Below are 20,101 nucleotides of genomic sequence, written 5' to 3'. Positions count from 1 at the left end.
TATCTTTATGGAGATCAATGTGTTGTAGATTTGGAACAACGATTGAGTCATTTAAGCTGATTGAAAACCTATACATTCCATATCAACGCTTATGATATTGCCTTTTTAGGAACTATTTTCCTTGGAGCAGGCTTTGCCATGCTTTTATGGTTCACCAAAAGAGTGAATAAGGCGGCAAACCGCTTCCTGGCCCTGGCACTGATGGCTGTTGTTTTATACATGGCCCGCATATTGGCTATTGATATTGAATTGACGAACTATATCACACGTTGGAGTTGGTTGCCATTACAGTTTTCGCTGGCATTTGGTCCGTTGATCTTCTTTTATGTGCTTAAATTAACCCATCCAAAATATAAGTTCCGGTATAAGGATTTACTGCATTTTATTCCGCTATTGTTTGAATTGAGTGTTCAAATTTTAGAAGTTAACGAAAGCATAAGAACAGGTGTGCCTACCTATAATACAAACATTTTTCAACAGTTAAATCCGGTGTTGCAGGTCCTCGCGTTTGCTTCGGTCATTACTTACCTGTATTTATCTCACAGGCTTATCGGGCGCTTTTATACGCGTATTAAATTTAATAATGGCGATAGGTACCGGTATGAAATGCGGTGGCTTCATCATTTGTTAACTGGTTTCGGTTTGCTATGGTTATGTTGGACGCTGTTTACAGTCGTTGACTATTTGGGTTATCATCATAAATTAGCGGTATACGCTTATTACCCTTTTTACCTTTTTGGGGCGATATTAACTATCAGAACCGCCGCTATTGCTTTTTTAAGACCAGAATTTGGAGTGCCTGCTGTTGCACCCGCCCTTTCAAAGCCGGCGGCACCGGCAGAGTTAAAGCAGAAGGGCACCTGGTTGAAGCGGGTATTAAAAGCTAATCAATATTACCTGGACCCGGAACTTAGCTTGCGCTCGCTGGCGGAGAAACTTGAGTTGCATCCCAACGAGTTGTCCCGGATCATTAATACCGTGCTCAAAAAAAGCTTTAATGATTTTATTAATGAATATCGTGTAGCCGAGGTAATCTGGAAAATGCAGAATCCGGCTTTTGATCATTTAACCCTGCTCGGTATCGCCTTTGAATCGGGTTTTAATTCCAAAACTACCTTTAACCGCGCTTTTAAAGAATTAACAGGTAAAAGCCCCGCAGAATACAAATCTGAACTCAAAAAAGAGCGACCATATTATAATTTGGAGCGCCAGCCCCGTTTTGCGACGGTATTTTCGTACCAGGAAACGGCCCCGAAGTGGACCGACAAGAAACCAAATCGCAAAGCAATGATCAAAAATTATTTCAAAATCGCCTGGCGCAATCTGATGCGTAACAAAAGCTACGCTTCTATCAATATCACAGGTTTGGCAATAGGTATTGCCGCGTGTCTGCTGATATTCCTGGTTGTTCAGTATGAAACAAGCTTTGATAATTTTCATGCCAATAAAGACAGGATCTACCGTGTTGTGACTGTGAACAGCGGCCCGGATGGTACGCATGCCAACTCGGGGACTCCTTTGCCGCTGGCAGAAGGCCTAAAGTTTGACATTCCGCAAGTAAAACAGGTATCGAATATCATGAAGAATGATGGTTCGCATTATGCAGTAGGAGATGTGCGAAATGTTGGCGCCATGAAGAAGTTTAAAGAAGATCTGGCTTATTATGCTGATCCGGGCTTCTTTCAGATTTTTGCATTTAGCTGGCTGGCAGGAGATAAAAATACCGCCTTAGCAGAGCCTAATACCATTGTGCTATCCCGCACCGAGGCCGATAAGTTTTTTGGCGATTGGCGTAAGGCCATGGGGAAAATAGTGCGACAGGAAAACAGGCGCGATTTGAAAGTGACCGGCATATTGGAGGACACACCGGTAAATACCGATTTTCCGTTAAAACTGGCAATATCCTGGATCACGCTTGTTGACAAGGGGGGCGACCTTAGCGGGAATGCCCAGGATTGGATAAGTACTTTCAGCGATAAGAATTGTTACGTTGCCCTGCCCCAGGGCATGAATGAAAAGCAGCTTAACACCGAGCTTGCATCGCTGGCTAAAAAACATATCCCTGCTCCTTACAACAAAAACGAGATCTTTCAATTACAGGCATTGGCCGATATGCATTATAACACCGAGGTTAATGTGTATAGCAACCACCCATTTAGCAAGCAACTCATTAATGTTATCAGTTTGATTGGCTTATTTCTGCTGGTTATAGCCTGTGTTAACTTTATTAATCTGGCTACCGCGCAGGCTGTAAACCGCTCAAAAGAGGTTGGCATACGTAAAGTTTTGGGCAGTAACCGGTACCAACTGGTTCTGCAATTTATTGCCGAAACCTTGATCATTACCTTGTTTGCCGTTGTGTTGGCCGCAATTGCTGCCCTTATCACTTTACCAATGCTGAACAGTTTGCTTGAGGTGCAGCTAAGCGGGGGCTTCCTGGCAGACCCGATGGTGATCTTGTTTTTGGCTGGAGTGGTTATTGGCGTTACTTTCCTGGCTGGGTTTTATCCCGCTCTGGTATTATCAGGGTTTAACCCAATGGAGGCCTTAAGAAATAAGATCAACGCCGGGCGTGCGAGTGGCATTTCCTTACGGCGGGTGTTGGTGGTGGTGCAATTCTGCATAGCTCAATTCCTCGTGATCGGAACGTTGGTGTTGATCTACCAGATGAATTATTTCAAAAACAAATCGCTCGGGTTTAATAAAGATGCTGTAATTACCGTTCCTTTTCCCGGCGATAGTATCAGTAGGGCAAGAGTGGGGGCACTGAAAGATCAGCTTTTGCAGCAACCGGGCATTAAAGCTGTAAGCGTTAGTTTATACGCCCCATCTGATAATGGTGGTTGGTTCAGCGATTTTAAATTCAATAATGCAGACAAGCAGGTTGATTTTGGCGCATGTTTGAAATGGGCCGATGTTGATTATTTCAAATTATACGATATCCAGTTTTTAGCAGGAGGCCCTTACAATAAAGCGGATACCATCTCGGGCTATGTTGTTAATGAAACCTTGATCCATAAATTGGGTATCACCGATCCAAAGCAGGTCATAGGTAAAAACATCATGCTATGGAATAACAAAAATCTAAAAGCGCGAATTACCGGTGTAGTAAAGGATTTTAATACAGGTTCACTGCGCACCGCTATTCCGCCAGTATTGATGGGACCCTGGAAGGCACAGTATTCCAGGCTGAATATTAAGGTTAGCCCTCAAAACCTGAAGCAAACCCTGGCCAGTGTTGAAACCCTGTGGAACAAGACCTATCCAGAAGGGATCTATGAATACCAGTTTCTTGATAAAACCATTGCCAGTTTTTATAACAACGAGGAGGAGCTATCCACACTTTTCAAAATATTTGCCGGTATAGCCATATTCATTTCATGCCTTGGCTTGTATGGCCTGGTGTCATTCATGGCTTTGCAGCGCACTAAAGAGGTAGGTATCCGTAAAACCCTGGGGGCTTCTGTGGGGCATATTATTTACCTGTTCTCCAAAGAGTTTACTATCCTGATTGTCATCGCGTTCGCTATATCAGCCCCTATAGGTTATTATTTTATGCATAAATGGCTACAGGATTTTACCTACAGGATTACTATTGGTCCCGATATATTTATTGTGGCGGTATTGGCATCGGTAATTATTGCCTGGACAAGCGTAGGCTACAAAGCGATGAGGGCAGCCCTGGCTAACCCTGTGAAGAGTTTAAGGAGCGAATAGCAATCCCTTGTTGTTTTTAGGCAAAGCTTTTTCAATAACTTGACCTATCTTTGGCTTCAAAATTTACAAAGGTATTTTCATGGCAAAGGCATCTGAAATTAAAGTAGGGAATATATTACGCTACAACGGCGAGTTGGTAACTGTTACGGAAGTTTTACACCGTACACCGGGCAAAGGCGGAGCTTTCTATTTAGATAAGTTTCGTAACATTAAAACAGGAAAAATTGTAGAAGCCCGTTTGGCTACTGACGAGCAGGTTGAGATTTGCCGGGTAGAAACTAATGATTATCAATACCTGTATGAAGAGGGTGATTACATGGTGATCATGGATAATACTACTTATGATCAGCATAGTATTCCTAAAGCCCTGTTTGGCCCGGCTGCTAAATTTCTGAAAGAAGGAATGAACGTAATTGTATCTTTTGAAAGCGAAGAACCAATAATGGCAACCGCGCCAAATCATGTTGACCTGGAAATTACTTATACCGAACCAGCTGTTAAAGGTGACACCTCTTCCGGCGCGTTGAAAAACGCGACAACAGAGAACGGTATAGAAATGAAAGTGCCACTTTTTATAAATCAGGGCGATAAAATAAAAGTAGATACACGTACCGGCGAATATGTTGAGCGTGTAAAATAGATGATTAGAGTATAACTCTCTTTAAGCGGAATTACACTGCACAGCTTCAAAAAAAGGAGGCCTCAAAACGAAAGATTTGAGGCCTCCTTTTTGGGGCACAATTTATTGAAGTAACAACATCAATTCATAACCAAAACATATAAAGGGGCAATTTGTGTATTCGCTCAAATTTGATATGTTTGAGGCTATGAACCAGCACCCTAACACCGGAAACCCGGTTAGCCGAATACTTACTGCCAGCCTTATCGGCACTACCATCGAGTTTTTTGACTTTTACATATATGCCACTGCCGCGGTACTGGTATTCCCTAAGTTGTTTTTCCCGGCTGCCGACCCAACTTCGGCAACACTTGAGTCACTGGCAACCTTCGCCCTGGCTTTTTTTGCCAGGCCTTTGGGCGCAGCGATATTCGGGCATTTTGGCGACAGGAAAGGACGTAAAGCCACATTGGTTGCTGCATTGTTAACCATGGGCCCATCAACTGTTGCTATCGGGCTGTTGCCGGGCTATGCTTCTATAGGTATTGCAGCGCCGATATTGCTTGCCTTGTTCCGTTTTGGTCAGGGCCTTGGCTTGGGTGGCGAATGGGGCGGTGCGGTTTTACTGGCTACAGAAAATGCACCTGCGCACAAAAAAGCCTGGTATGGCATGTTTCCGCAATTGGGCGCGCCAATAGGATTCCTATTATCAAGCGGAACATTCTTCATACTTAGTAAAGCAATGAGCGAAGCTGACTTTTTAAGCTATGGCTGGCGCATTCCGTTTATTGCAAGCGCATTGCTGGTTTGGGTAGGGCTTTTTGTGAGGTTAAAAATATCTGAAACGCCGGAGTTTATGAAGATGGTCAATAAAGAAGAACGTTCAAAAGTTCCCTTTGCTGATGTTTTTGTGAAACATACTGCCGCTATCACATTAGGAACGCTGGCAACTATTACCACCTTTTTGCTGTTTTATTTAATGACGGTATTTACGCTTAGCTGGGGTACTACCGCCTTGCATTATACTAAAAGTTCGTTCCTTATTATACAAATGATATCTATGCTGGCATTTGGGCTGGGAATCCCGCTTTCAGCTGTACTGGCGGATAAATATGGGCGTAACAGCATGCTCATTGTGGCAACAGTCTGCATTATTATATTCGGACTTGTTTTCGCGCCCTTGTTTACTACAGGCAGTTTGACCATGACGGCTGTGTTTTTATCAATAGGGATGTTCCTGATGGGGCTTACTTACGGGCCGATTGGCACCGCGCTGGCGGGTATTTTTCCACCGGCAGTACGCTATACAGGGGCTTCGCTGGCATTTACCCTGGCGGGTATTTTAGGGGCTTCGCTTACACCATACCTGGCAACTACGCTGGCACATAATTACGGGCTTGCTTATGTTGGCTATTACTTAACGGCTGCTGCATTTGTAACCCTGTTCGCTTTATTGGGGGCCAAAAAGCTGATGAAGCAACAGGCGGAGTAGGCGGGGCATAAAAAGTAAATTTAGTAAAGCCTAAAGCTTACCGGGTTATTGGTTTTTGGGAGATGTTTCTCCTGTAAAATTCAGTAGTTTATGTTTTGCGGCAGCATTATATTGCTGTTTGGTTAAATAGATCACATCATCAAAATCAAGTTGGTAAAATTTGCCTGGCAAATTGTTCCCCAAGCCAAGGTTTTTCAAGAATATGACAAATGGAGTGCCCAGCCATCCTTCTGCCATATTGAAAATGTGCGAGTGTGTTTTTCCTTTGAATGAGTATTGCAATTTTACACCTCCCTTTACTTTTTTCTGGGTGATGTTTGTTGGGCTAAATGCACCGTGCGTGATCCCGGCAAGGTGTTTTAATAAAGTTACATAGGGATAAGTTGGCGACATCATAGCGGAATCTGAAGGGTAAATCACCTTCGGGAAATTAGTCAGCAATCTGTTTATTGAAATCCAGTCGTCCGCCCGTACATTATCCGCCGCAGTATCGATTTCCGCTTTTGAAAGATGTGCAAAAAGGCCAATGGCTTTCCATCCGGCTATCACGCTGTCAATTTTTGCAGATGTTAGCGTATTGGTATAGCTATCCATACTTACCAGCATATACTGGAAATAGGGTTCATGTATAAACATCTCGGCTTGTTCCGCAGTTAACGCTATGGTTGTTAAATACCTGGTGAAATTCTCTGCCACATAGGGTGGATTAAAAATAACACTATGCAGCCGTAAGGGGGATTGCTGATCTGCTATAACTTTATTAAAGACCCGGTAAAAACCTCCTGCCATCAGATCTGAGAGATGCAATTTATCATGGTCGTTACTGTAAAATATAGAAGCAAATGTATGTTTGTAAACCTGGCCGTTGCAGTTGAAGCGGATCTTAAATCTGGTTGCATGTATATTTCCTATCGATAAAGAAGTATCCGGTGTTTCGGTATAGCTGAAATCTGTGAAGCTAAGGCCAGGTATTATTGAAGCAATGTCACGATGCATCTGTTCCAGCCAAAGATGCGGATCGGCAGGGTATTTTTCAAGATCTATTGTACGGCTCAATTGCCAGTAACCGTTCAATTGGGATATCGATTCTATTTTTTCATCGCGGATATCATTTTGCAATCGTAAAAAAGAGGAATCGTTAACAATACCACTTTTATGCAGCTGTTCCGCCAAGGGTAATAATCTTGCAGGCGTCAGTGATTCCAGGCGCGCAGTCATTTCAGCTAAAGCAGCTATCAATTGCATATCAATTATGTATCGGCTGCTATCTATATCTTTTTGTGCGTATTTATAAACTTTGTTAGAAAGCAGCCCCGCGTTATTGATTTTTGTTAGCAGAGCACCGAGTGATTTGTTAGCGCTATCCCGTTTCATTTTGACAGGATAACTGCCACTGTAAGAAATCCAAAGGCCGCCGGTTTTGCGCGAATTTAAATGAAATGTTTTCTGCTCCACGACACTTTCTAAACCGATAAGGATTGCAAGCCGGTCAGAAACAGTTCTTCTATCTTGATGAGAAGAATGTCTCTTCTCCCTTAGTACTTTCTCCAACACCGAACGGTCTTTGCTTGTTATAATCTTGAATTTGATAAGGCTGTCAATTGCCGCGGATGGAGCCTGAGCAAAAGAGATGTTTAACAAGAGTGTACAGGAAATTAGTGTGATAAGGCAACGTTTCATAACGCAATGAAGATAAATATTGGAATGTAAATTATCAATGCGATGAGAAGCTTTGTTGCTTACGATAAGATTCTGATTTTGGCTACAACATCCCCCGGTTAAGCTACATGTAGACAACAGCATCTGCAGACCTTTGATGTATTCAGAATAAAAAATTATGGAACATCAAAATGATAGCTCAAAAGGCAAAGGCGTTAAAGTATGGTTTATTACAGGCGCTTCGCGTGGTTTCGGACGTGTTTGGGCCGATGCCGCGTTAAAACGTGGCGATAAAGTTACCGCTACGGCACGTAAGTTGGAAAGCATTGCCGATTTGAAAGAAGAATATGGCGAAAACGTATTGACATTACAGCTCGACGTAACCAATCCCGATCAGGTAAAGAAAGCAGTAGAGCAAGCTCATTCGCATTTTGGGCGATTAGATATTGTGCTTAATAATGCCGGATATTCATTAGTTGGCACAATTGAAGAAGGAAGCGCTGACGATGTAAGGGCATTATATGAAACCAATATTTTCGGCACACTGTCGGTGATCAAGGCAGCGTTGCCTTTGTTGCGGGAGCAGGGCGGCGGTCATATCCTGGGCACATCAAGCGGGCTTGGCCATGTGACCCTGCCGGTGATTGGCTATTACTGTTCTTCAAAATGGGCGTTTGAGGCAATTCACGAAAGTTTGGCTAAAGAGGTGGAAGCTTTCGGTATTAAAGTGACCATTATAGAGCCAGGTGCTTACGCTACTGAATTTGGCAGCCAGGACTCCTTGAAGTTTGCAGCCGGCATGGATCTCTATACAGATTTTAAAACGAAATTTGTTGAAGGTTTGAAAACGATGGAGCGAGGCGATCCGGAGGCTACTCCCGAGGCTATTTTCAAAATTGTTGACGCTGAAAACCCTCCGCTAAGGTTTTTCCTTGGCAGCCATAATTTACCATGGATCCGTGCCGCTTATGCTGAGCGATTGGCCCTTTGGGAAGAATGGGAATCTGTTTCAAATGCAGCCCAGGGGCAGCCAAAATAGGCCATGATAAGTTGACTGGCCCAGTCTGCGCTTCGCTACACCTCCCTCTCTTCGCCTTCGGCGGAAAGAGGGTAGGAAGGAAGATAGAAAACAAATCCCCTCTTTGCGCTTGCGTAGAGAGGGGTGACAAGCGCAGCGACGTCGGGGTGAGTTGACACAGCTTTGTAAAACACCGATGATAACCGGTATCTAAACATATTATCGGTTATCATTGTATTAAGTTTTGAGATGAAAAAAGAAGAAAGCAGTCCTCATAAATTTGATTCGCTATCGGATGTGCACCGGGCTTTTGGTTTACCCAAACCGCTGCACCCGCTGATCAGTTTAATTTCCGAAGCGAACAGCCCGGGTTCACCGAGGCCGCCATCCGGTGGCCATGTGCTTAGTTTTTATAAGATCTCGTACCGGCCAAGGTTCAGCACGCCGATAAAATATGGTCAGGATTATTATGATTTTGACGAGGGTGGATTATTGTTTGCTTCCCCTAACCAGGTTATCGGCGGCAATAATGAATATAATGAAACTAACTGCGCCCTTTATACTTTGCTCATCCATCCTGACTTTTTGTGGAATTATCCGCTGGCGAAAAAGATCAAACAGTACGGTTTTTTTTCTTACTCGGCCAATGAAGCGCTGCACCTATCGGAAAAGGAAAAAACAACCATCATTACCATCTTCAAAATTATTGAAGAAGAGTTGAACAGCAGGATAGATGATTTTAGCCAGGACGTTATTATCTCCCAAATAGAATTGTTGCTCAATTACGCCAACCGGTTTTATAAACGCCAGTTTATTACCCGGAAAGCGGTAAACAGCGATCTGTTGCTAAAACTGGAAGAAATTTTAGATGAATATTTTTCCGGCGACAGGTCTTTAAGTCAGGGCATCCCGACAGTACAATACCTTTCAGAAAAGCTGAATATATCGCCAAGTTACCTGAGTGATATGTTGCGCTCCCTTACCGGGCAAAACGCGCAACAGCACATCCACCATAAACTTATCGAAAAAGCAAAGGAGAAATTGTCAACCACCAGTTTATCGGTAAGCGAGGTGGCCTACGAGTTAGGTTTTGAACATCCGCAATCGTTCAGCAAATTATTCAAGACTAAAACAAATCTTTCCCCGCTTGAGTTCAGGCGCTCTTTTAACTAAGAACCGGGTAGAGCTCCTTTATTAACTTCTCGTTTATTTTAGATTGCCCTCGTGCCAATAAATCATGTAGCGGGCATCATGTAATTTATAAAAAGGAATAAGCTCCAGGTTTTTATACTTCGCCGGACTGATCAGCTCCGGGGCCACGAAAGTTTGCGATTTACCGGCCACGGGTTTCAGGTATTTATCTACATCAGTCAGGTTGCCGGTTATTACAGGGGCTTCGTTTAACGGGTACATTTTCCCCCTTGCACGATAGCCGCCAAACTGATCGCCATCGGCAATTAAATTATCCAGGTCTGTTGTATCCGTTTTTGCTGCTAATACAATCGGGCCGTTCAAAAAAGCTACATAGTGCGAACTATCCGGCAATGCTTCAGTGCTCAACTCCATAGGCAAGCGTACTTCTATGGCGTCGCCTTTTTTCCAGGCCCGGTTAAGCTTCACGTAGGAGCCCGGCTGGGCATCAATTGGCTCATTTACGCCATTAACCTTGATTTGCAGCTTACCGGCTTTTACCCAATGCGGGTAGCGGATGTTAATATCAAACTTGCCCGGTTTTACCGCTTCAACGATAAGCTTGGTGGTCTCCTTATCCGGGAACTGGGTTTGTTGTGAAAGTATCAATCCCTGCGCCGCCCAGTTTAAGCGGGAGGCAATAAATAGGTTTACATAAATGTTTTTTTGCTGATAGCTGTAAATGAGCTCACCGTATTTACCATGGTTTTCCATCCCCGAGCCTACGCAGCACCACATATCAACCTGTGGCTGCGAGTAAACGCGATAATGGCGCGGACGCATAGATGTATAATAAACAAACCCGCCATGGCCAGGGTGCTGGCTTGATAGGATATGGTTGTATAAAACCCGTTCGTAAAAGTCCATGTATTTAACATCTACAGAGTGCTCAAAAAGGTGACGGGTTAATTTGAGCATATTGTAGGAGTTGCAGGTTTCGGGCCCGGCAATGTCTGTTATCATTTTGGTAAAATTACCCGTCGGGTTAAAATGCTCATTAACACTGTTGCCACCTATTACAACCGAACGGTTATTGGTCACTGTTTCCCAGAAAAACTGTGCTGCTTTGCCATAGTCCGCGTCGCCGCCAACTTCTGCAATGCGTTGAAACCCGACAGCCTTCGGGATCTGCATATTGGCGTGTAACCCGTTAAGTTCATCATGACCCTGGATCAACGGGTTTAAGATCTCTTTATGCGAGAACCTCCGGGCCAGATTGAGGTATTTATCCTGACCCGTTATAACCGATACATCGGCAAATACTTCGTTTAGGCCACCTTGTTCCGAAATAAGCATGGTCTGGATCTGCTGATCACTCAATTTTAAGGAAACGCCATAAATATAATCTGTAAGACGAATCAGTATTGTTTTAGCCTCAGCTTTTCCGGCAATGGTGTAGGCATCCCTCAGGCCCGCAAAAAGCTTGTGGATGTTGTAAAGCGGTACCCATTTTTTATTAAGGGCAAAGGTATCAGCTTCAATTTTGCCGGCGGCAATATCCTTCCACATGGCAGTACCTCCGGGTGTACCGCCAAGGTAGCCGCTTCCTATTTTATTCTGGCAGCGCTTTAGTTCGGTCAGCATATAATCTAACCGGCGGTTTAACTCTGCGTCATGAGTAGAGGCGTACATAAATGACAAGGCCGACAGATAATGCCCGCCGATGTGCCCATCAAGACCCGTGTTTTCCCAGTTTGAATAGCTTTTCTTTTTCGGCTTAAACCCGGCTTCGGTTAAATATGGGGCCAATAAGCGATCTGGATCTAAGGCCAGGATATACTTTTTATCGGTTAACTGAGCATCTTTGAACACGCCGGGTAAAAGCGTAACCTGTTGCAGTTTAAACGAATGCAGAGTAGATTGGCTTTGCGCCTGAAGGGAAGTATAAAGGCAAATTAATATTAAAAACAGCGTTAAAAAACGATGTGGTATTTTTGTGGTTATCATGGTTGGGTACTACAATTGGATTGGCAGTACTAAAATAAGCAATGATTTTAATAATTGTTATTTTAACACACAATTTGATCCTTTTGATCAAGGAAATGAAATAATAGTATCATACCTCCACCATCTTTTTTACAATTTGATTACTATCCCCGGAATTTTTTACCTATCATTACAACATGCATTTTGTAATTGGTTCCAAACTCCTCCTTGTAGCTTGTCTATCACTTATGAAGCCGGTAAAGCCTGCCGTACTTCATGCATCAAAAAAACATAAAGCAAATAAAGCAGCCAAATTGCACAGCCACACCAGGTTAAGGCATCACTACGCTGAAATTGAAACTAATTACGAAACAGGCGAAACCACACCCGATGAACTGGTTGAATTTGCTCAAACACTAAAAGGTATCCGCTACCGGTACGGTTCAAGCAATCCCGAACGGGGTTTTGATTGCTCGGGTTTTGTGAATTATGTTTTTACTCATTTTGGTATTTCCATTCCCCGCAGTTCTTCAGATTTTGCGCCGGTTAAGGGCATTGATATTAAAGATGCCAAATTTGGCGATTTGATATTGTTCACCGGTACCCGCAGCCACAATTATCATAGCGCAGGCCATATCGGTATAGTTATATCACAACCCGGCGAACCGTTGGAATTTATCCATTCTACTTCGGGCGATGAGAACGGCGTTACAATAACTGCTATGAATGACAGGTACCAACGCAGGTATATAAAAACCATTCGTGTGTTTAAAGAAGATCCTCAAGCACAGGAAGAGGATGAAAATGCTGTGCCTGATACCTTAGAAGAAGCCCGTTAATTTTTTATGCAGAAGCGCATAACCGCGCCTCCCGTTTGCATGGTTATAAAACATGCAAGTCTGCTTTGTATTTTCTAATACGCAATTATGCGTCTCCAAACCTTTTTTAATAACTTCTCTTCACCAATCTCTGGTCGATAAATAGATAGCCTATAAATCCGGCAACCAGTACCAATAATACCCATTTAAAACTGATCACAGCACTTAAAAACATATCGCCACTTTCGGGGCTCATTACCGAAAGCAAGCCATAAGCCAGCGTTAAGCCTGCTGCAAATATCGCCAGTGCCAGCAGGTTAAAGCGCAGGTCGCTTTTACGATTGGCTTGTTCCTGTAGCTTGCGTTTTACGTTTGCCGCAAAGCTCATGGGCAAGCCTTGTTCCGGTTCCGTGCTTAGCGCGGTGAACAGGTTTTGATAAGCAAGCAGATCGTCCTTGTCTTCGTCCGAAAGTGTTTTGTTATCCGGAACCAGGCCATTGTTCAATAGCTCCTGTAATTCGTCGTCATTCAGCTCTTTCATATGTTTTCTTTCTTAAGATCTTTTTCAATTTTTTCTTTCAATAATTTACGCGCCCTAAAAAGGTGACTTTTCACTGTTCCTTCCGGTATGCCGGTGATCTCCTCGATTTCGGCACATGAAAACTCATTGAGGTGATACAGCGTCAATACTGTTTTATATTGATGCGGCATTTGCTCAATAAGCAGGTTAACATAGGCGGCGGTATTCTTTTTTATCAGTTCCTGTTCCGGGGTTTCATCTGTAAAGTGATAATTGTCAATATTTTCAGGATATTCGGAAGGGGAATTGTTCTTATGCTTTTTTAAATAGTTTACAGCGGTTAAATAAGCAATGCGGGCTATCCAGGTTGATAACTTTGACTGAAACTCAAAACGGTGCAGGTTTTGGTGTATTTTAATGAAAACCTCCTGGCAAATATCCTCTTTGTTTTGCTGGTCTTGTACCAATCTGTTTATCACAAAGAAAACCAGCTTCTCATACTGCTTTACCAGCAGTTCAAAAGCCCGGAGATCTTTATTTAATATCCTGGATACAACCTCGTGTTCATTAAACATATTACAGTAGTCAATATATGCGGTTTGGCGGTTGCAAAAAAGAAATAAAAAATATTTTAAAATAATTGCAACCGGGCTGCCGCAGATGTTGACTACTGTAGCAAATACTTAAACAAACAATATCATGAAACAGTTAATGCCATTCATCGTCATCATAGTATTCTTTATACTGATTGCCATATTCATACTTGCCTTATATAACTACATGCTGAAAAAACGCATCATTAAAGCGGGCCCGCTGGATGAGAACAGTGTTAAATTTTTGGCGCAGTTAAACTCAGGTAACGAAGCTTTAAAATGGGGACTTATCCTGCTTTGCGCCGGCATTGGTTTTATAGTAATGCAATTTATTCCTTACAGTGCCGAAGACTCACCGGTGCCATACGGTGTTGAAATGATCTTTATTGCCGCGGGCTTCCTGCTTTATTACCTCTTGCTTCGCCGCCGAGGCAATTAAATAATCAGCTTAATTTATTGTACTAAGCGGGCGGTTTAGCCGCTCGCGCCTCCAAATTTTAAGAGAGAAATTTCTCTCCGGGAAGCCTTTTGTCTAAAAATTCACCTTAAATCTAACACCCTTACACATATGAAAACTAAACAAACACTAATACGCTTCATCATCATGATAGCTGTATTTATCTCTGTTAATATAAATAGTTACGCCCAAACTCAGCTACAGGTAAAAGGTATCATTGCCGATTCGGTAAGTAAAGCACCGCTGCCGCTGATAACCGTGAGGTTAAAAAACGCGGCCAATGAAACCTTAATGGTTGCTGCTACTAAAGAAGATGGTTCTTTCAGCTTTACCGCTGTACAAGCTGCCAATTACACCCTGCTGGTAAATGCTATTGGGTATAGTTCAAAAACAATAGCGCTTGACCTGACACATCAGCAAAAAACAATGGAGCTTAAACCGGTTTATTTAAGCGATGCAATGACCAACCTTAAAGAGGTTACCATTACTGCCGAAAAGCCTATCATCAGACAAAAAGCGGATAGGATCATTTACGACCTAAAGGCTGATCCGGAAAGTAAAGGAAATAATGTGTTAAGCATGATGCGCAAAATTCCTTACCTCTCGTTAGATGGTAATGATAATTTATTGCTGAAAGGAAATTCAAGCTTTAGGGTGTTCATCAACGGCAAACCATCAAATAGTTTAGAAAATAACCTGAAGGCCGTTTTGAAAAGCATCCCTGCTTCAACTATTGAGCGGATAGAAGTGATCACCAATCCGCCTTCAAAATATGATGCCGAAGGGTTGGCCGGTATCATCAATATTATCACCAGCAAAAAGATCAACGATGGTATAAATGGTTCTGTAAATATCAATGAAAGCTTACCCACAGGCGGCCCCGGAGTTGGCGGTTCATTTACGGCCAAAAAAGGAAGGTTTGGTATCTCTGCCTTTGGTGGTGGCAGCATTAATAACTCACCTCAAACCTATAATACAAACAAACGTGTGGATACCGCTTTAACCACACTTGACCAGCACGGCTATCAGCGCTCCAATAATAAAACCGCCTATTTGGGTACCGAACTAAGTTTTAAGATAGATACCCTGAGTTTGCTGACCGCCCAGTTTAATTACAATGGCACCCGCGGTAATAATCACAACGGGCAATCATCTGTATTGGCCGGTAAAAACCAATTGGAACAATATACTTTTCAAAACGATGGTAATGCGACAGATCACGGTATTGATGCTGGCATCAACTACGAATTAGGCTTTAAAGGGGTTAAAAACAGGCTGCTTACTTTTTCATACATGTACAGCGCCGAAGCCAATAACCGGAATAACGGTGTCGGATTTTTTGACCGTGTGAACTTTACGACGCCTGATTTTAGGCAAACCGATAAGCAACGATTTAAAGAACATACCGCGCAGGTTGATTTTACTACCCCGGTAAATAAAGTAACCATTGATGCCGGTGTTAAAGCCATATTCAGGAATAATAGCAGCGATTTTGATTATAGCTCACTAAATGATGCAAGCGGCGCCTACGAGCATGACGCGGCACAGTCAAACGCTTTTACTAATACACAAAACGTGTTTAGCGCTTATAACTCTTATCAGTTGGCTTTAAACAGCTGGAATATTAATGCCGGTGTAAGGGTAGAGGAGACAGTGATCCGGGCAAATTTCATGAGCACAGCGTCCGTAGCCGCTCAGAATTATTTTAACGTGGTGCCGTCCATAGCGGTAAGCAAACGATTTAAAAATGAAAACAGCATCAACTTTGGTTTTTCGCAGAGGATCAGGAGGCCGGGCATTAACAGGCTTAACCCTTATGTCGACCGTTCAAATCCTAATATCGAAGTTACTGGTAATCCGAATTTAAGGCCGGTTTTATTGAACGATATCCAGTTTGGCTACAGCAGCAACAAAAAGCTATCCGTAAACATCGGGCTCGACTATTCATTCATGAACAATCTTGATGTGCAGGTGGTTAACTTTAACCAGGCAACACAAATTACGCAAATAACCTATGCAAACACCGGCAAAGCTAATAGTGCGGGTGTAAACTTTAACCTAAGCTACCCGGTAACTTCCATATACAATGCAAGCCTGAATGGTAACGCCATGTACCTGTGGCTGCAAGGTGAGGCCGACGGAAAAACGGTGAACAACAACGTAATGATGTATGGCGTTACTTTATCAAACGTTGTGCGCCTCAATCATGGTTGGGCCCTGAATGCCGATCTGGGTGTGAACAGCAGGAACCCTACAGGTTTGCAAGGGTATACCAATGGCTTTTTTTACAGCGCGTTTAACTTCAATAAGGATATCGTAAAAAATAAATTCAGTATCTCTGGCGGTATTAAAAATCCGTTCACCAAATACCGCAACAGCGTAAGCAAAACTTTTGGTCCGCAGTTTAATCAAACCTACCAAAGCATGAACTATTACAGGTCATTCAGCATTAGCCTCAACTATAACTTTGGTGGCCTGAAAGACAGGATTAATAAAAACAGGACAGGAATTGAAAATAATGACGTGGCTAATTGATGGAGAAAGTTGTTATTTTAAAAAGATCGACGGGGATATGAAGTAATCTATCAGGAAAGCTTCAATATAGATTTTTTTAATAAAAACTGTCATTTCCGACAAACAGTGGCTGGATTAGAGCGATGGAGCAAGGAGAAATCTTATTCGCCCGGTCCGGGTCTGCTCAATCAAAATGACAGTTTTTCGTTAAACCTGTATAATCATGCCTGTTCGGTTAAATGCGTTAACCCATCCGGGAACATCCCTTTAGCTACTATAGCCATATCCAGCGCTTCGCGGATCAGCGTGATCTTGCCATCTTCTGCAACCACACGCCCCATATAAGTTTGTGGATAGGGCCGGCCTGTAGAGTTGACTATGGCATTTACATCATACTCGCCAAATGCCTGGTCTGGCGTATCAATATGGATTCTGATGTTTTGAAATTTAAAATTGCCGAATGTTTTAGGCAGGTTTTTAAGGAAATTGTAGATCACTTCGCGGCCTTTCCATTGCCAGGGTAAACCCAGGCTTGCCAGGTAGGGGAGTTCAAAAACGGCATCATCGGCAAAAAGTTCTATGGCTTTATCGGGGTTATTGATATTTTCGAGATAGGCGAGCAATAATTCTTTAGCGGTTTTCATTTTCTTGTGTTTTATGATTGTGACCGTTCATCGGTCAGGACATCACAAAAGTGCAAAGCGCCGGAAAGCTGCACATTGATGTATCATAAGAAAGAAATTGACTTATATCAATGAAATTAAAGGGTTAGTTGATAGCGTGTTAAGTAATTGTTAACCGTCTGCCCTGATTTGTGACACACAGATGTGATAACTTATTGTACATTTGCACTATCAAAACAGTGCGGGATGGAGCAGTTGGTAGCTCGTCGGGCTCATAACCCGAAGGTCATAGGTTCGAGTCCTGTTCCCGCTACCTTAAAAGTCAAAAGCCTCAAGTCGAAAGATTTGGGGCTTTTTTGATTTCTAAATTTTGCACTTTGGTCAATATAAGGGTTCTTTTTATTGCCGAAGTTAACCCAAACCTCACTCCGAGCGCAGACTTTTGATAGGATTGGCATACGCGGCCCTGACGGCTTTATAGCCCACGGTGAGCCAGCCTATCAATAACGAAGCCGTGATAGCTGCAATAAACGCCCATACACTCGGCGAGATACGATAAGCAAAAGTTTGCAGCCAGCTTTTCATGATATACCAGGCTGCTGGTGCGCTCAACATGAACGCGATGGCAATAAGCGCGATGAATTCTTTCGAAAACAAGTACACGATACTGCTTACCGGAGCACCTAAAACTTTCCGGATACCCACTTCGCGGGTACGCTGTACTACCATAAATGATACCAGTCCGTACAAACCGAGACATGAAATGAAAATGGCAATCAGTGAAAATATTTTGTAGATCAGTTCGAGCTGGTTTTCCTGTTTGTAGAAACTGGCAATGCTGTCGTCAACGAAAAAGCCGCTGTAAACGTATTCCGGGTAGCGGCTTAACCAAAGGTTTTGCAAGCCGGCTACGGTTTTAGTCAGTTTGCCGCCCTCAATTTTTATGGCTATTTCCTGCTCGAATGCTTTTTGCGGATAGATCACAAGCGGCTTAACTTCCTCACGCATGGAGTTGGTTTTAAAGTCGGCAACTACGCCGGCTATCGGCAGCCAGTTGCTATCGCCAAACCTCATGGTTTTCCCCAGCGCGTCCTGAGCGCGGTTGATACCAAGTTTGTGCATCATGGTTTCATTGATCACTACCTGGTGCAGGATCTCGCTTTGATCATATCCCTGTCCGGCTACAAAATGAAGTCCGAAGGTTTTAAAGTAGTCGGCATCGGCTGTTTTTATATAAACGTTAAAGCCAGGGTCTTTATCTGAATGATTAAAGTTGAAATTGGTTGAGTTGTTATTATCAGATGATGGCACGTCTGACGCGAAACTGGCGGCCTTTACGCCCGGTATGGTCAGTACCTGCTGCTTAAAACTCACTGCGCGCGACAGGCCAATGCTATCTGCAGGGCAGGGGAGCACCAGCACGGCATCTTTATTGAACCCGAGGTCGGCATTGTTCACAAAATCCATTTGTTTAATGGCGATCACCGTGCCTATAATGAGCACTTGCGAGATAGTAAACTGTGTAACCACCAGAATCCGGCGGAGAGATATGCCGCCTACAGATGCCGCGTTTATTTTGTTTTTTAGGGCCACGATAGGTTTAAAGCCGGAAACGATAAGGGCAGGGTAAATCCCCGAGAGTATAATTACCACGGTGATAACACCGCCAAGAAAAAGTACCGTACCGGTATTGAACAAACCTATGGTTGCAGGCACGCTGGCTATATTTTGCAGAAATGGTAAAGCCAGCTGCGCAATAAACAATGCAATACCGGCCGATAACAGCACTATAATAGCTGTTTCGCCCATAACCTGCCCAATCAGCTGCAGACGTGTACCACCAAGTACTTTACGCACACCCACTTCTTTCGATCTGCCAACAGATTGAGCGGTAGATAGATTAATAAAATTAATGGACGCCATAACAATGATCAGCGCGGCTATCAATGATAATGTGCGCAAGGTTGTTATGCTGGTAAGATGATCACCTAATGTATTGCCGAAACGGGTGTCAAAGTGTAGGTCTGTTAAAGGTTGTGCTGCCAGGTATTTTTTGTGGCCCAGGCGTTTGGCGTTATCAAATTGCTGGTCCGAAAAACTTGTCAATTGCTTTTGAATATTGCTTTGCGAAACATTGGCCGGAAATTTAATGTAAACCTGGTAGTTACTGCTGGTTTCGCCCCAGTCGTTAAAGTAGCCGTAGCTTTTGGCATTCTTCTTCCAGGTAATGTATGAAACCAGCAATTTCAGAGGGATATCTGTATTAGCCGGCGCATCCTTAATTACGCCCGCCACTTTCAAGGTTAGCAGGTTGTCCATCTTCAATGTTTTACCAACGGCCGAATGCCAGTCGCCAAAATATCTTTCGGCACTGGTTTGATCTATTACTACCATATTGGGCTCTTTTAAGGCCGATGAGCCGCCCACGAGCCATGTTGCCGGAAAAACATCAAAAAGCTGGGGCTCCGCAAACATGATCCCTGTTTTTTCGATAAATTTTTTATCGTTAGCCGGATTGCCACCAGCGGATTGTGCCATGATCTGGCTACCATATATGGCATCGATACCTGCAACTGTGGCTTGTGGAAAAAGCAACCGCAAAGCGTCGACAGCGGGAGCAGCAACGCCACTGCTGTAATTAATAGTCCCGGACCGGTCATGTTTGGTAACTATCCTGTAAGTGCTTTTATAAGCCGGCTGGAAAGTATCAAAGCTGAGCTCATACTGAACAACTACAAATATGAGCAGGCAAGCCGCTATCCCCACCGAAAGTCCGGCAATATTAATGGCCGAATAGCTTTTATTGCGAACAATAGTGCGCCAGGCAATCTTAAAGTAGTTTCGTATCATATGGTTTGGGTTTAAGTAGAAAACTTTTTGCTAAGAATTCAGCATAAATGTTGTGCCATGTTTTTAAGTTATTGATTTTTAGCTTTTTGTAGGGTGTTTGGGGT

At 43.2% G+C, this 20,101-nt stretch carries 14 protein-coding genes and 1 tRNA gene; 9 read left to right on the top strand and 6 right to left on the bottom strand.

Translation table 11 applies throughout. The features are described 5' to 3' along the window. The first annotated feature begins 60 nt into the window (after positions 1-60). The 3 genes from EAH55_RS01075 to EAH55_RS01065 all read left to right on the top strand — a co-directional run bounded on the left by EAH55_RS01075 (position 61) and on the right by EAH55_RS01065 (position 5,828). The gene (locus tag EAH55_RS01075) at positions 61-3,717 is read left to right on the top strand and encodes an ABC transporter permease (protein WP_121808133.1); all 3,657 of its coding nucleotides are present in this window, start codon (positions 61-63) and stop codon (positions 3,715-3,717) included. A 79-nt stretch (positions 3,718-3,796) separates the two neighbouring features. Then, on the top strand, positions 3,797-4,357 hold the full coding sequence (gene efp / locus EAH55_RS01070; protein ID WP_112574922.1) for an elongation factor P: 561 nt from the start codon (positions 3,797-3,799) through the stop codon (positions 4,355-4,357). 154 nt (positions 4,358-4,511) lie between these two features. Beyond that, entirely contained in the window at positions 4,512-5,828 is a 1,317-nt protein-coding gene (locus EAH55_RS01065) for an MFS transporter (RefSeq protein WP_208644766.1), read from the top strand. Between the two features lie 45 nt (positions 5,829-5,873). On the opposite strand, the gene EAH55_RS01060 is transcribed toward EAH55_RS01065, so the two are convergent. Then, a complete protein-coding gene (locus EAH55_RS01060; RefSeq protein ID WP_162996710.1) occupies positions 5,874-7,508 on the bottom strand; it encodes a hypothetical protein in 1,635 nt (544 codons plus the stop codon). Between the two features lie 157 nt (positions 7,509-7,665). On the opposite strand from EAH55_RS01060, the gene EAH55_RS01055 reads away from it, so the two are divergent. Together EAH55_RS01055 and EAH55_RS01050 are read left to right on the top strand one after the other, a co-directional pair. Continuing rightward, entirely contained in the window at positions 7,666-8,526 is an 861-nt protein-coding gene (locus EAH55_RS01055) for an SDR family NAD(P)-dependent oxidoreductase (protein ID WP_121808131.1), read from the top strand. Between the two features lie 228 nt (positions 8,527-8,754). Then, positions 8,755-9,678: a helix-turn-helix domain-containing protein gene (locus tag EAH55_RS01050; protein ID WP_121808130.1), complete on the top strand. Its 924-nt coding sequence runs from the start codon at positions 8,755-8,757 to the stop codon at positions 9,676-9,678. Positions 9,679-9,711: 33 nt separating this feature from the next. Here the strand turns inward: EAH55_RS01050 and EAH55_RS01045 are convergent, their stop codons facing one another. Further along, positions 9,712-11,643 carry a glycoside hydrolase family 127 protein gene (locus EAH55_RS01045; protein WP_121808129.1) on the bottom strand — a complete coding sequence of 644 codons (1,932 nt, stop codon included), beginning with the start codon at positions 11,641-11,643 and terminating at the stop codon, positions 9,712-9,714. A 227-nt stretch (positions 11,644-11,870) separates the two neighbouring features. On the opposite strand from EAH55_RS01045, the gene EAH55_RS01040 reads away from it, so the two are divergent. After that, a complete protein-coding gene (locus tag EAH55_RS01040) occupies positions 11,871-12,461 on the top strand; it encodes a C40 family peptidase (RefSeq protein ID WP_162996709.1) in 591 nt (196 codons plus the stop codon). A gap of 106 nt (positions 12,462-12,567) precedes the next feature. On the opposite strand, the gene EAH55_RS01035 is transcribed toward EAH55_RS01040, so the two are convergent. Both EAH55_RS01035 and EAH55_RS01030 read right to left on the bottom strand, forming a co-directional pair. After that, positions 12,568-12,981 carry a hypothetical protein gene (locus tag EAH55_RS01035; protein WP_121808127.1) on the bottom strand — a complete coding sequence of 138 codons (414 nt, stop codon included), beginning with the start codon at positions 12,979-12,981 and terminating at the stop codon, positions 12,568-12,570. After that, the gene (locus EAH55_RS01030; protein ID WP_114939384.1) at positions 12,978-13,535 is read right to left on the bottom strand and encodes an RNA polymerase sigma factor; all 558 of its coding nucleotides are present in this window, start codon (positions 13,533-13,535) and stop codon (positions 12,978-12,980) included. The genes EAH55_RS01035 and EAH55_RS01030 overlap by 4 nt, the downstream gene beginning before the upstream one ends. A gap of 124 nt (positions 13,536-13,659) precedes the next feature. Between EAH55_RS01030 and EAH55_RS01025 the strand changes: the two genes are divergently transcribed. Then, positions 13,660-13,992, top strand: coding sequence for a DUF6249 domain-containing protein (locus EAH55_RS01025; RefSeq protein WP_114939383.1), 333 nt, complete (start codon positions 13,660-13,662; stop codon positions 13,990-13,992). 129 nt (positions 13,993-14,121) lie between these two features. Continuing rightward, positions 14,122-16,545 (top strand): beta-sandwich domain-containing protein, encoded by a 2,424-nt coding sequence (locus tag EAH55_RS01020; RefSeq protein ID WP_121808126.1) that lies wholly within the window; start codon positions 14,122-14,124, stop codon positions 16,543-16,545. A gap of 200 nt (positions 16,546-16,745) precedes the next feature. Here EAH55_RS01020 and EAH55_RS01015 read toward each other — a convergent pair whose 3' ends face one another. Beyond that, entirely contained in the window at positions 16,746-17,168 is a 423-nt protein-coding gene (locus EAH55_RS01015; RefSeq protein WP_121808125.1) for a nuclear transport factor 2 family protein, read from the bottom strand. A 219-nt stretch (positions 17,169-17,387) separates the two neighbouring features. Between EAH55_RS01015 and EAH55_RS01010 the strand changes: the two genes are divergently transcribed. Continuing rightward, positions 17,388-17,460, top strand: a tRNA-Met gene (locus EAH55_RS01010). Positions 17,461-17,570: 110 nt separating this feature from the next. On the opposite strand, the gene EAH55_RS01005 is transcribed toward EAH55_RS01010, so the two are convergent. Further along, positions 17,571-19,997, bottom strand: a complete 2,427-nt coding sequence (locus tag EAH55_RS01005; protein WP_121808124.1) for an ABC transporter permease — start codon at positions 19,995-19,997, stop codon at positions 17,571-17,573. Positions 19,998-20,101: the final 104 nt, after the last annotated feature.

Source organism: Mucilaginibacter kameinonensis (genome assembly GCF_003675385.1).
Taxonomy (GTDB): Bacteria; Bacteroidota; Bacteroidia; order Sphingobacteriales; family Sphingobacteriaceae; genus Mucilaginibacter; species Mucilaginibacter kameinonensis.
Note: the sequence above shows the minus strand (reverse complement) of the source record. Positions and strands in the feature narration are given on the sequence as shown.

Coding starts and splice junctions, on each gene's coding strand:
- efp (WP_112574922.1), top strand. CDS start 3,797: ATGGCAAAGGCATCTGAAATTAAAGTAGGGAATATATTACGCTACAAC.
- EAH55_RS01060 (WP_162996710.1), bottom strand. CDS start 7,508: ATGAAACGTTGCCTTATCACACTAATTTCCTGTACACTCTTGTTAAAC.
- EAH55_RS01055 (WP_121808131.1), top strand. CDS start 7,666: ATGGAACATCAAAATGATAGCTCAAAAGGCAAAGGCGTTAAAGTATGG.
- EAH55_RS01050 (WP_121808130.1), top strand. CDS start 8,755: ATGAAAAAAGAAGAAAGCAGTCCTCATAAATTTGATTCGCTATCGGAT.
- EAH55_RS01045 (WP_121808129.1), bottom strand. CDS start 11,643: ATGATAACCACAAAAATACCACATCGTTTTTTAACGCTGTTTTTAATA.
- EAH55_RS01040 (WP_162996709.1), top strand. CDS start 11,871: ATGAAGCCGGTAAAGCCTGCCGTACTTCATGCATCAAAAAAACATAAA.
- EAH55_RS01035 (WP_121808127.1), bottom strand. CDS start 12,981: ATGAAAGAGCTGAATGACGACGAATTACAGGAGCTATTGAACAATGGC.
- EAH55_RS01030 (WP_114939384.1), bottom strand. CDS start 13,535: ATGTTTAATGAACACGAGGTTGTATCCAGGATATTAAATAAAGATCTC.
- EAH55_RS01025 (WP_114939383.1), top strand. CDS start 13,660: ATGAAACAGTTAATGCCATTCATCGTCATCATAGTATTCTTTATACTG.
- EAH55_RS01020 (WP_121808126.1), top strand. CDS start 14,122: ATGAAAACTAAACAAACACTAATACGCTTCATCATCATGATAGCTGTA.
- EAH55_RS01015 (WP_121808125.1), bottom strand. CDS start 17,168: ATGAAAACCGCTAAAGAATTATTGCTCGCCTATCTCGAAAATATCAAT.
- EAH55_RS01005 (WP_121808124.1), bottom strand. CDS start 19,997: ATGATACGAAACTACTTTAAGATTGCCTGGCGCACTATTGTTCGCAAT.